The organism is Micromonospora sp. DT231 (assembly GCF_049847025.1).
Taxonomy (GTDB): Bacteria; Actinomycetota; Actinomycetes; order Mycobacteriales; family Micromonosporaceae; genus Micromonospora.
On the sequence record NZ_JBNCNO010000010.1, the window covers coordinates 34,389 to 46,719 of the forward strand.

Consider the following 12,331-nt stretch of genomic DNA (forward strand, 5'->3'; position numbering starts at 1 on the left):
CGTCGTCGCTGGCGGAGCCGCCAGGGTTGGCGGTTCACCGACGGAAGGACGCAACTGGTGTTGAACGTCGAGATTCGGGAGATACCGCTCGTCGAGCCCGGCGCCGGCCCGTACGGCATCACTGCCGGCCCCGACGGCGCGTTGTGGCTGACGCTGGTCCACGGCGGCGGGATCGCCCGCCTGGGGGCCGACGGCGCGGTCCGGACCTACCCGCTGGATCCGCCGGGCGGCCGTCCGTTGATCATCACAGCCGGGCCGGACGACGGCCTCTGGTTCACCCGCTCGGGGGACGACCGGATCGGTCGGCTCAGCGTCGACGGCGCGCAGCGCACGATCACCCTGCCGAGCGGCACCGGGCCAGGAGGCATCGCCGCCGGGCCCGATGGCGCACTCTGGTACGCCGGGATGACCTCCGACACGATCGGCCGGCTGGACACCGACGGTACGGTCACCGCGTTTCCGCTGCCGGTGACCGGCGGGTTCGCCTCGATGATCACTGCCGGCGCGGACGACGCTCTCTGGTTCACTCTCCACCAGGCGAACGCGATCGGGCGGATCGACCTCGACGGCGGGGTGACACTGCATCCGTTGCCCACCCCGGACGCCGGCCCGGTCGGCATCACGCTCGGTGGCGACGGCGCCGTCTGGTTCGTGGAGATCGCCGCCGGTCAGCTCGGTCGGATCACCCCCGATGGCCGGATCACCGAGCTGCCGCTGCCGGACCGGGCGGCCCGTCCGCACGCGATAGTGGCCGATCCGGCCGGCGGCGCCTGGTTCACCGAGTGGGGCGCCAACCGGATCGGTTACGTCGATCCCACCGGACGGATCGACGGCTTCGCCCTACCCACCCCCGGGGCCGAACCACACGGCATCACACTCACCGCAGACGGCATCTGGGCCGCCCTGGAAACCGGCGCAGTAGCCCACCTAACCCAAACCCAAACCCCCACCTGAACCCCACCTGAACCCCACCCCCACCTGAACCCGGCGTTGATCATGACGTTATTGCCACGACACGCCGTGGCGAGCGACTACAACCTCATGATCACCGGGGGAGGCGGCGGGGACCGGGGGAGGCCATGGGACCGGGGGAGGCCATGGGACCGGGGGAGGCGGCGGGCCGGGCGAGGCGGCGGGGGGCGGGGAGGGGGTCGGGGGGAGGGCGGGGCGTTACTGGACTGCGGGGGCCACCTTGAGGGTGTTGGTCTTGGTGTTCAGTGTTGCTGTGGTGCCGAACGGGACCGTCAGTTGGCCGTGGCCGTGGCCGATCGGCAGGCCGCCGAGCACCGGCACGCCCAGGTCGCCCAGGCGTTCGGTGAGGACGTCGACGACCGTGGTGTCCCAACCGTCGCCGCAGTCGGTGAACTGCCCGACCGCCACGCCGGCCAACCCGTCCAGGGCGCCCGCCCGGCGCAGGTGGGTCAGCATCCGGTCGATCTTGTACGGGGGTTCCTGCACGTCCTCGATCAACAGCACCGCACCGGTCAGGTCGGGCAGGTCCGGGGTGCCGATCGACGCGGCGATCATGCACAGGTTGCCGCCGAGCAGGGTGCCGGTGGCGTGGCCCGGGACGCGTACGCCGAAGGTGTCCTCGGTGGGCACTGCGGTGATCGACACCGGCTCGGTCGTCATCAGCGCCGCGTGCAGGGACTCGGCGGAACGCAGCGGGGTCCGCTCGTCCCGCCAGGCGGCCCCGGGGCCGTGCACCCCGGCCAGCCGGGCGCCCCGCCACAGTGCGAACTGCAACGCGGTGATGTCCGAGAATCCGGCCACCACCTTAGGGTCGCGGCGGACGGCGGCCATGTCGATGGAGTCCACGATCCGCTGGACGCCGTACCCGCCCCTGGTGCAGATCACCCCGCGTATCCGCGGGTCGGCGAACGCCGCGTTCAGGTCGGCGGCGCGCAGGTCGTCGGTGCCGGCGAGGTAGCCGTGGCGGGCGTACGCGTTCGGTGCCGGCACCGGCCGCAGTCCCCAGCCGATGAGCAGTTCCATGCCCCGGGCGACCCGCTCCGGCGAGGTCGGCCCGGACGGTGACACCAGCAGCACCGTGTCACCCGGTCGCAGCACGGGCGGGCGGACGGCGGCCATGTCCTCGTTGATCACAACCGCAGAGCCTAGCGACCCCACCTGATCCGAGGCCGACGCCCGGCGCGCACGTCCCGAGCCACCGCCGAGCATCCCCGCAAACGGACCGCCCCCACGGCCGACAGCCGCACCGCCCGGTGGCGGGGCGTGGCGTCCCGCTGTGCACCGGCTAGCCTCGACGGGTGGCAACCGCGCTGGTGATCGAGAACGACCCGACGGACGACGCGCGCCGGTTGGGTGAGTGGCTGACCGAGGCTGGGCTGGAACTGTCGGTGGTTCGCCCGCACGCCGGCGACGAACTCCCCGCCGACCTGGAGGGGTACGCGGCGCTTGTGGTGCTCGGCGGCGACCAACAGGCCTACCCGCTGTCGGACGGCTCCCCCGGGGCACAGTGGTTCCCCGCCGTGGAGGGCCTGCTGCGCAAGGCGGTGCGGTACCGGGTGCCCACCCTGGCGGTCTGCCTGGGCGCGCAGTTGCTGGCCACCGCGCACGCCGGGCTGGTCGAGCGGAGCCCGTCCGGGCCGGAGATCGGCCCCGGCGTGGTCGGCCGGCGTGACGCCGCCGAGAACGACCCGTTGTTCCGGTACGTGCCGTTGATCCCGGACGTGCTCCAGTGGCACTCCGACGAGATCACCGAGCTGCCCCGGGGCGCCACCCTGCTGGCCGCGTCCACCCGCTACCCACACCAGGCGTTCCGGCTCGGCGACCGGGCCTGGGGGTTGCAGTTCCACATCGAGTGCGACGCGGCGATGATCGCCGACTGGGCCACCGATTCGGCCCTGCTCGCCGAGCTGGGCTACGACCCGGAGCTGGTGGTGGCGGCCTGCTCCTCGGTGTTGGCCGACGTCGAGGAGGTCTGGCAGCCGTTCGCCGCCCGGTTCGCCGCGCTGGCCCTCGGCGAGTTGGACGACAGCACGGTGCGGCGCGGCCTGCCGCTGCTCGGGCACTGATGAGCCGGCCGACCAGGGCACCGGGCCGGCTCGCCCGGTACGGCTTCGGCACCGCCGAGGGCGACGGCGGCGCGCGCGCCGCGGACCTGCTCGGCCCGGACGGGCTGCGGCTGTGGCAACCGGAGGAGCAGGAGCCGGCCGACGAGGCCGCCGCGGAACTGCTCGCCGCGCTGTCCCGGGCCGCCGACCCGGACCTGGCGCTGCGGCAACTACACCGCATCGTGGAGGCCGAACGCCGCTCCAACGGCGGCAGCGCCGAGGGCCGCACCAACGGCGGTAGCGCCGAGGGCCGCACCAACGGCGGTAGCGCCGAGGGCCGTGCGAGCGGCGGTAGCGCCGAGGGTCGTGCCAGCGCCGAGTCGTCGCTGCTCGCGGAGCTGCACACCGACCCGGGGTTACGGCGGCGGCTGGTCGCGGTGCTCGGCGCGTCGGCGGCGCTCGGCGATCACCTGGTGGCCAACCCCGACCACTGCCTGGCGCTGCGGACCGCCCCGGACGGGCTCGCGCCGATCGCGGAGGGCCGGCTGGAGCCGACCGGCGGCGGCAACACGGTGGCGGCGCTGCGGACCGCGTACCGGCTGGCACTGCTGCGGATCGCGGCGGCCGACCTGACCGGCGGGCGCGGCCTGGAGCAGACGATGGGCGCGCTGTCGGCGCTTGCCGACGCGACGCTTGCCGCGGCGTACGAGATCGCCGTGACCGAGCTGGCCGAGGGCACCGAGCGGCCCCGGCTCGCGGTCGTGGCGATGGGCAAGTGTGGCGGCGGGGAACTGAACTACGTCTCCGATGTGGACGTCATCTTCGTGGCGGCCGAGGACGCCGACCTGCCGGCGGCGACCCTGGTGGCGACCCGGCTGATCCACATCTGCGGGCTCGTGGCCTGGCCGGTGGACGCCGCGCTGCGCCCGGAGGGCAACCGGGGTCCGCTGGTGCGAACCCTGGCCAGCCACCTGGCCTACTACCGCCGGTGGGCGCGCACCTGGGAGTTCCAGGCGCTGCTCAAGGCCCGCCCGGCCGCCGGTGACGTGCCGGTGGCCCAGGAGTGGATCGACCAGCTCGCGCCGCTCGTGTGGCGGGCGGCCGAACGGCCCGAGGCGGTCGAGGACGTCCGCGCCATGCGGCGCCGGATCATCGACCACATCCCGCCGAAGGAGCTGGAACGCGAGATCAAGCGTGGTCCCGGCGGGCTGCGCGACATCGAGTTCGCCGTCCAGTTGCTGCAACTGGTGCACGGCCGCGTCGACGAGACGCTGCGCGAACCCGGGACCATCCCGGCGTTGCGCGCGCTCGTCGCTGGCGGCTACGTCGGTCGGGCCGACGGCGAGGCGCTGCTGCGCGGCTACCGCTTCCTGCGCAGCGTCGAGCACCGGCTCCAACTCCAGGCCCTGCGGCGTACGCACACCGTCCCGAGCGAGCCGGGCGCGTTGCGCTGGCTCGCCGCCGCGCTGGGTTTCACGGCCACGCCGGGGCGCAGCGCCGTGGAGAGCTTCCGGGCCGAGTGGGTCACCCACGCCGCCGAGGTACGCCGACTGCACGCCAAACTGCTCTACCGGCCGCTGCTGGAGTCGGTGGCCCGGGTGCCGGCCGACGGGTTGCGACTCACCCCGGAGGCGGCCCGGCACCGGCTGGAGATCCTCGGCTTCGCCGACCCGGCCGGGGCGCTGCGCCACCTGGAGGCGCTCACCGGCGGGGTGAGTCGCACGGCGGCCATCCAGCGGACACTGCTGCCGGTGCTGCTCAGCGAGTTCGCCGACGCGCCGGAACCGGACCGGGGGCTGCTCAACTACCGCAAGGTGTCCGACAAGCTGGGCAGCACCCCCTGGTATCTGCGGCTGCTGCGTGACGGCGGCCCGGTGGCCCGGCGGTTGGCCCGGGTCCTGGCCCTGTCCCGGTACGTCGCCGACCTGCTCGCCCGCGACCCGGAGGCGCTGCGGCTGCTGGCCGAGGAGAACGAGCTGGCGCCCCGTCCGCCCGAGGTGCTCCGGGAGGGGTTCCTCGCGGCGGCGGCCCGGCACACCGACCCGGTCGAGGCCACCCGCGCGGTGCGGGCGCTGCGTCGTCGGGAACTGGTCCGGGTGGCCTGCGCGGACGTGCTCTGCCGAGCCGGCGCGCTTGCACCCGCCCCGAGTCGGCCGGACGGCGCGAACCGGCCCGCCCTCGGGCTTGTCGACATCACCGAGGTCGGCACGGCGCTCGCCGACGTCACCGATGCCACGTTGGCCGCCGCGCTGCGCGCCGCCCGGGCAAGCCAGCCGGCCCCGGAGGGTCTGCGGTTCGCCGTGATCGGCGTGGGGCGGCTCGGCGGGTACGAGTCGAACTACCTCTCCGACGCCGACGTGCTCTTCGTCTACGACCCGCCCGCCGGGGCCAGTGAGAGCGACGCCAGCGCCGCGGCGCACGCGATCGCCGAGGAACTGCGGCGGCTGCTCGGCGTACCCGCTCCGGACCCGCCGCTCGGCGTCGACGCCGACCTGCGCCCGGAGGGGCGGCAGGGTCCGCTGGTACGCAGTCTCGCCGCGTACGCGCAGTACTACGCCCGCTGGTCGCGGGTGTGGGAGGCGCAGGCGCTGCTGCGGGCCCGGTTCGTCTGCGGCGACGCCGACCTGGGCGCCGAGTTCGAGACGATGATCAACCCGGTGCGGTACCCGGCCGGTGGGCTGACCCGTGAGCAGGTCGTCGAGATCCGCCGGATCAAGGCCCGGGTGGAGACCGAGCGGCTGCCGCGCGGCGCCGACCCGGCCACCCACACCAAGCTGGGCCGGGGCGGGCTCGCCGACGTGGAGTGGGCGGTGCAGCTCGTCCAGCTCCGGCACGCGGGCGCGGTCCCGTCGCTGCGCGACACGCGTACCCTCGATGCCCTCGCGGCCGCCGAGCGGGCCGGCCTGATCGACCCGGCGGACGCCGCCGAGATGGCCGCCGGGTGGTCCCTGGCCGCGCAGGTCCGCAACGCGTTGATGCTGGTCCGGGGCCGGGCCGGCGACCAGCTACCCCGGCATGGCGTGGAGCTGGCCGGGGTGGTCCGGCTGCTCGGGCGCGACGACCCGGGGGAGTTCCTCGACGAGTACCTGCGCACCGGCCGCCGCTCCCGCGCCGCCGCCCAGCGCGTGCTGGAGGCGTAGCGCGTCAGCTACCGAGGGTGTACTCGCCGGGGCCCGGCACGGTGACAGTGGTCCAGTCCCCGTCGGCGCTGACCGTGGCGTCGCCGGACGCGACGAGCCACCGGCTGTGCCGGACCCGGACCGCCACCGGGCCGGCGGCCGGGGCCCGGAAGGTCACCGCCGCGCCGTCGGCGCGGATCACCTCGGCGGGTACGGCGACAAGCGGCGTCGGGTCGACCACCGCCCAGACCCGCCAGTGTGACCCGGACCAGACCGGCGTCAAATAGGGCAGGCCGCCCTCGACAAGCTCCGCCTCGGCCCGCCCCACCCAGGACAGCGGGGCGTCCGGCAGCGCCACGTACTGCACGGCGTTCTCCGCCAGCCAGGCCCGGTAGCTGGCCGGGGTCAGCGCTACGCCGGTGCCGGCCGCGCCGGGCACCGTGGAGAAGAACAGCGGGTTGCGGTCGATGTCGGCCTGCCGCAGCCAACCGCGGGCCAACGGCACCTCACCGAGCCGGGCCGCCTCCCAGTAGTTGCGGGTCGGCGGCACCTCGACCCGGCCGGTGAGCCGCTGGCCGGCCAGGAACGCGCGCAGCGGCGCGTGGTAACCCGGCGCGCTCGTCGGGTCGCCGATGCCGCGCAGGTCGGCGGGGACCGCCGGCGGCTGCCAGACGCAGATCGCCACCAGCAGCGCGGTCAGACCCACCGCGCCGCGCAGCCGAGCCCATCGCGACCGCCCCGCCGTCGCGGCGCGCGCCGCGACGACGCTGGTCGGGGTAGCGCTCCCCGGGGTCGTGTGCTCGGCCGAGCGGCGGGCCAGCCGGTCGGACAGCCAGGCGGGCGGGCGGGCTGCGGCGGCCAGCACCGGCAACGCGAACATCGTCACCAGTCGGGTGGCGTTCAACCCCACAGGCGTGTGCACCACGGCGGCGGCGAGCACCCCGGCCGCGGAGAGCAGCGCACCGAAGCGCACCGGCCGGTACGCCACGAGCGCCGCCACCACCAGGCTGGTCAGCACCGCGCGCACCGCGTCGGTGCGGCTGATGTTCATCCAGCCGCCGTCGCCGAAGAGCAGCGCCGTCGCGGCCAGCGGCACCGCCGCCGCGACACCGAGCGCCAGGCCGTCGGCGTACCGGCGGGCCAGCAGCAGCGCGACGGCCGCCAGGCCGACGAAGAGACCGGCCACCGGGCTGGTCGCCGAGGCCAGCAGCGCGCCGAGCGCGGCGAGCCCGAGCCGCATCCGCCCCCGTCCGGCTCGGCGAGTCAGCACGAGCAGCGCGGCCAGCCCGAACGCCACGCCCAGGGCGTAGGTGACCCGGCCGGAGACCAGGTTGCCGGCCAACGTGACCACCCCGACCAGGCTGCCCAGCAGCGGTCGGGGCACCTCGGTGCGGACCAGCAGCGCGGCCAGCGCGGCGGCCGACGCCACGAGCGCGAGCGCACCTGTCACCCGTACGCCGAGCAGGGCCATCACGGGCTGGGAGAGCAGGCTGTAGCCGAACTGCTGCACCCCGGCGTACCAGCGCAGGTCGACAGGTGTCGGGCCGTGGGCCGCGAAGAAGTCCGCCCGAGCCACCTGCGCGGCGAGGTCCGACCCCATCAGCGGCAGGGCCAGCCAGAGTGCGCCGAGCACGACCGCGGAAGCGGTGGTCACCGCCACCACCCGACTGCGCCGCATGCCCACCTCCGTACCGCGACCACCGTACTGGCAGCATGTCCGGCGTGCCTCACCACCTCGCGCGTTGGACCGGACTGGCAGGATCGGCATTGCTCGCCGTCGCCGCGTTCCTCGGCGGCGCCCTGCCCGGCTCCCCCCTGCGCGCCAACCCGCTCAGCATCTGGCAGGGCCCGCACGGGCCGCTGGTCCTCGCCGCCTGGCTGGTCGGCACCGCGTTGCTGGCCTACGCCTGGTGGGCGCTGCGCGACTCGGTGCCGTCGACCCGCTGGGCGTTGACCACCGTCGGGCTCTGGCTGCTGCCGCTGCTCGTCGCACCGCCGCTGGCCAGCCGGGACGTGTACGCGTACGCCTGCCAGGGCGCCAGCTACGCCGCCGGGATCAACCCGTACGAGCAGGGCGTGTCCGCACTGCCGTGCCCCTGGCTGGACAGCATCTCGTTCATCTGGCGGGACACGCCCGCGCCCTACGGGCCGCTGTTCGTGGTGCTCTCCGGCGCGGTGGTGAAGGCCACCGGCTCGCTGACCGGCGCGATCGTGATGTTCCGGCTGATCGCGGTGGCCGGGGTGGCGTTGACCGCGGTCAGCCTGCCGGTGCTGGCGCGACGCGTCGGCGTACCCGCCGAACGGGCGATCTGGCTCGCGCTGGGCTGCCCCCTGGTCGCCGTGCACCTGGTCTCCGGCGCGCACAACGACGCCCTGATGGTCGGCCTGCTGGTCGCCGGGCTGGCGGTGATCGCCTCCCGGCCGGGCCGCCCCGGCCCGCTGCTCGGCGGCGGAGCGCTGCTCGGACTGGCCGCCGCGATCAAGGTGACCGCGCTCGTCGTGGTGCCGTTCGCGGCGCTGGCCGCGATCGTCGGCGCGTACTCGATCCGGGCTCTGCTCCGCCACGGCGGGTGGGTGGTCGGCGGCGCGGTCGCCGCCGTGGGCGGGGTGACAGTCGCGGCGGGGCTCGACTTCGGCTGGGTCGCCGGGCTGGCCAGCGGCAGTGACGTGATCGCCTGGACGTCGCCGTCCACCGCGATCGGCCAGACCGTCGGCTACCTGGCGGTGCCGTTCGGCGGGCACATCGACGCGCTCCCGGTCACCAGAGGGATCGGCGTGGCGGTGCTGGCGCTGCTGCTGGTCTGGCTCTGGTGGCGGGCCCGCACCCGGGAGCCGCTGTGGCACGCCGCGGTGGCGCTGGCCGCCACCGTCGCCCTCGCGCCGATCTTCCACCCCTGGTACTGGATCTGGCCCCTCGCGGTGCTCGCGGCCACCGCCCGACGGACCGGATGGTTCATCGTCGTCGCGCTCGTCGCGTCGTTCCTGGTGCTGCCCGACGGCACCGGCCTGCCCCGGTTCACCAAGACGGTCGGGGCGCCGCTGATGACGCTGTTGGTGATCGCCCTGGTCATCCGGTTGGTACGGTCGGCTCGGGCGGCCCGTCAGCCGGTCGTCGCCGACTGAGGGAAGGTGCGCCGGTGACCGCTCCCGGTCCGCCGGCTTCTGGACCGCCGCCGTCTGGTCCGTCGGCTTCTGGTCCGCGGCCTTCTGGACCGCCGGCTTCTGGTCTGCGGGTGGCACGCCTGGCCCGATACGCGGGACTGGTCGGCGCGGTCCTGCTCGCCGTTGCCGGGTACCTCGGTGGGGCACTGCCCGACGCCCCGCTGGGCGCGACACCGGAGTCGATCTGGCGAGCCCCGGGCGGCCCGGCGACGCTCACCTGCTGGCTGGTCGGCACCGTGCTGCTGGTCGGGGCGTGGTGGTCGCTGCGCGCGGGAGCGCCGTCGACCCGGTGGGCGTACGGCACCGCCGGACTGTGGGCGCTGCCGCTGCTTGTCGCGCCGCCGCTGGGCAGCCGGGACGTCTACTCGTACGCCTGCCAGGGCTGGACGTACGCGCAGGGCGTCGACCCGTACGCCGTTCCGGTGGCGGCGGCGGGCTGCCCGTGGCTGGACGCGGTGGCGCCGATCTGGCGGGACACCCCGGCACCGTACGGGCCGGTGTTCGTGCTGCTCGCCGCGCTCGCGGTGACCCTGGGCGGCGGGCTCACCGGGACCATCGTCGCGCTGCGGTTGTGCGCCGTGGCGGGGTTGCTGCTGGGCGCGCTCTGCCTGCCCGGGTTGGCGCGCGCGGCCGGTGTGCCGGCCCGGCGGGCGGCCTGGCTGGCGCTGGCCGGCCCGCTGGTCGGGGTGCACCTGGTGGCCGGGGCGCACAACGACGCGGTGATGCTGGGCCTGCTGCTGTCCGGACTTCTACTCGTGGTCCGCCGGCCGGGTCGGTCGTCGTCATTGCTGGTGGCCGGGGTGCTGCTCGGGCTGGCGGTGACGGTGAAGGCGAGCGCCGTGGTCGTGCTGCCGTTCGCCGCCCTGGCGGCGGTGCGGGGCCGCCACACCGTCCGGGCACTGCTGCGCGACGGCGGCTGGCTGGCGGGCGGGGTGCTCGCGGCGCTGCTGGTCACGTCGGCGCTCTCCGGTCTCGGGCTGGGCTGGGTCGGCGGGCTGACCCGCAGTGGGGACTCCGAGCAGTGGACGTCGCCGCCCACTGCCGTCGGCCTGGTGGTGGACTACGCCGGCGCGCTGGCCGGGCGGGACCCGCAGGCGGTGCCGGTGGTCCGGGCGGTGGCGCTGCTGCTGCTCGCCGGAGTGCTCGCGGTGCTGTGGTGGCGGGCCTGGCAGGCCCTGCGGGCCTCGGGTGATCCGGCCTTGGCTCGCCCCCGGATCGCGCTGCACGGCGCGGCGTCGGCACTGGTCGCCACCGTGGTCCTGTCCCCGGTCTTCCACAGCTGGTACGCGACCTGGCCACTGGCGCTGCTCGCGCTCTCCGCCACCCGGACCACGTGGTTCGTGCTGCCGGCCGCCGCGGCGGCCTTTCTCGCCCTGCCCGACGGCACCAACCTGGCCCGCTTCACCAAGGCCCCCGGCGCGATAGCGATGACCGCCCTGCTCGTGACCGTCCTCCTGTACACCCTGCGCCGGCGCTCCCGACCGCGTTGATCATGAGGTTGGCGGCCCTGTAGATCTCCGAACACCCCGCCAACCTCATGATCAACTCACGGTACGCGTCAGGATCGAGCGCCGCAGGTGGGACAGGCGCGCCTGGCGCTGGGGGTCCGGCGGGTGCGGACGAGGATGGTCAGGAGTAGGACGGCGGGACCGGCCAGCGCGACGGCGATGGTGCTCGTGGCCAGCGCCGCGAAGCTGACGTCGCCGCGGATCGGGTCGATGGCATCGCCCAGGGCGGGCACCGCCAGGAAGCCGGCAGGGGTGAGCAGCGTGACGAGCGCCCAGCCGCCGCGGGTGTCCCCGCCGATGGCCAGACCCATGGCCAGCAGAGCCCCGACGACCAGCAGCAAGCCACCGACGGTGGGCAGGAATCTCGACGCGGTGAAGCCGTAGTAAATGAGACCATCGTCCATTCCCACCAGGTATTCCGTCGCCGCTGCCGCCGTCACAGCGGAGAGCAGCGGTGCAAGGCGGATCGCCGTCGCGGGCCGGTCGGGCAGAGCCAACGCCAGCAGGCCGAGTACGACCTGCGGCAGCAGCACGAACAGCGGCGGCCGGAATGCATCGAGCACTGCGGCCAACGGCGGCAGCGCCAGCGTGAGCAGGAGGGCGAGGGCGATGGTCAGCCGGGCGATCCGGCGCGGCGCGACGGCGGTGGCGATCGCGGCCAGCAGCCAGCCCGCCCAGGCGATGACACCGATCGAGACGAACGGGCCGACGTGGGGTACACCCCATTCGATATTCGCCGGATGCAGCTCTGTCGTGCCCCAGACGCCGGCGAGGACGCTCGCGGTGACCATGGACAGCAGCGCCGCGAGGCGTACCCCGGGGGTCAGGCTGGCGACGCCCGCGGCCCGCAGCCGCTGACGCGCGCCGCCGCGGAGGAGGTCCGCAGCGTCCGCGGGCGAGGGCCAGCGGCGACCCGGCGCGGCCAGATCCAGGTAGGTGCCGACGATCTCGGCGCCGCGGGAACGCCGGTACTCGGCGGGGTACGCGCGCAGCAGTCGCAGGTAGCGGCGCTCCAGGTCGGTCATGCCAGCCCTCCGGCCACGCGCGGGGTGGTCGGCCGGGTGGCACGAGCGCGCCGGGCCAGCCGGGCGGTGGCGGCCTCGACGTTGTGCCGGAGCCGCTCGGTCTCGGCGGTCAGGGTGGCGTCGCCAGCGGGGGAGAGCCGGTAGTAGCGGCGCAGCCGGCCGTCCACCACCTCCTCCCGGTCGACCTCGACCAGGCCGGCGTCGACAAGCCGGTCGAGCGCGCCGTAGAGCGTCCCGGGGCGCAGCGACACCCGTCCGTTGGACAGGGCGGTGACCTCGCCGATCAGCCCGTACCCGTGCATCGGCTCGCCGGCGAGCGCGGTGAGGATCAGGAACGTGGGTTCCCGCAGCGGTGTGTCCATGGTCGCAATATAACGGACGCGAAGATATGACGGTAGGCGATACCTCTGGTGGGCGGAGAAACGGAACCGGGCCGGCGGCGCCGCAACCGGAGCCCGCCCCGGCGGCGGTTCAGGAACTGCTGAGCAGTCGGGCTAACT

9 protein-coding genes are annotated in these 12,331 nt (G+C 74.9%); 5 read left to right on the forward strand and 4 right to left on the reverse strand.

The features are described from left to right. Window positions 1-57: 57 nt before the first annotated feature. Window positions 58-954 carry a virginiamycin B lyase family protein gene (locus ACPXBU_RS23830; protein WP_425759740.1) on the forward strand — a complete coding sequence of 299 codons (897 nt, stop codon included), beginning with the start codon at window positions 58-60 and terminating at the stop codon, window positions 952-954. Window positions 955-1,170: 216 nt separating this feature from the next. Here the strand turns inward: ACPXBU_RS23830 and ACPXBU_RS23835 are convergent, their stop codons facing one another. Further along, window positions 1,171-2,091 (reverse strand): S66 peptidase family protein, encoded by a 921-nt coding sequence (locus ACPXBU_RS23835; protein WP_425759859.1) that lies wholly within the window; start codon window positions 2,089-2,091, stop codon window positions 1,171-1,173. A 179-nt stretch (window positions 2,092-2,270) separates the two neighbouring features. Between ACPXBU_RS23835 and ACPXBU_RS23840 the strand changes: the two genes are divergently transcribed. Together ACPXBU_RS23840 and ACPXBU_RS23845 are read left to right on the forward strand one after the other, a co-directional pair. After that, window positions 2,271-3,038: a type 1 glutamine amidotransferase gene (locus ACPXBU_RS23840; RefSeq protein WP_425759742.1), complete on the forward strand. Its 768-nt coding sequence runs from the start codon at window positions 2,271-2,273 to the stop codon at window positions 3,036-3,038. Further along, entirely contained in the window at window positions 3,038-6,157 is a 3,120-nt protein-coding gene (locus tag ACPXBU_RS23845; protein WP_425759743.1) for a bifunctional [glutamine synthetase] adenylyltransferase/[glutamine synthetase]-adenylyl-L-tyrosine phosphorylase, read from the forward strand. Before ACPXBU_RS23840 ends, ACPXBU_RS23845 begins: the two co-directional genes overlap by 1 nt. Before the next feature lie 4 nt (window positions 6,158-6,161). On the opposite strand, the gene ACPXBU_RS23850 is transcribed toward ACPXBU_RS23845, so the two are convergent. After that, complete coding sequence (locus ACPXBU_RS23850; protein WP_425759744.1) at window positions 6,162-7,814, reverse strand: hypothetical protein; 1,653 nt, start codon at window positions 7,812-7,814, stop codon at window positions 6,162-6,164. A 44-nt stretch (window positions 7,815-7,858) separates the two neighbouring features. Between ACPXBU_RS23850 and mptB (ACPXBU_RS23855) the strand changes: the two genes are divergently transcribed. Next, window positions 7,859-9,259: a polyprenol phosphomannose-dependent alpha 1,6 mannosyltransferase MptB gene (gene mptB, locus ACPXBU_RS23855; RefSeq protein WP_425759745.1), complete on the forward strand. Its 1,401-nt coding sequence runs from the start codon at window positions 7,859-7,861 to the stop codon at window positions 9,257-9,259. Between the two features lie 110 nt (window positions 9,260-9,369). Beyond that, entirely contained in the window at window positions 9,370-10,788 is a 1,419-nt protein-coding gene (gene mptB, locus ACPXBU_RS23860; protein WP_425759746.1) for a polyprenol phosphomannose-dependent alpha 1,6 mannosyltransferase MptB, read from the forward strand. A 68-nt stretch (window positions 10,789-10,856) separates the two neighbouring features. Here the strand turns inward: mptB (ACPXBU_RS23860) and ACPXBU_RS23865 are convergent, their stop codons facing one another. After that, window positions 10,857-11,831 (reverse strand): hypothetical protein, encoded by a 975-nt coding sequence (locus ACPXBU_RS23865; protein ID WP_425759747.1) that lies wholly within the window; start codon window positions 11,829-11,831, stop codon window positions 10,857-10,859. Further along, a complete protein-coding gene (locus ACPXBU_RS23870; protein ID WP_425759749.1) occupies window positions 11,828-12,193 on the reverse strand; it encodes a PadR family transcriptional regulator in 366 nt (121 codons plus the stop codon). Before ACPXBU_RS23870 ends, ACPXBU_RS23865 begins: the two co-directional genes overlap by 4 nt. Between the last annotated feature and the right edge of the window lie 138 nt (window positions 12,194-12,331).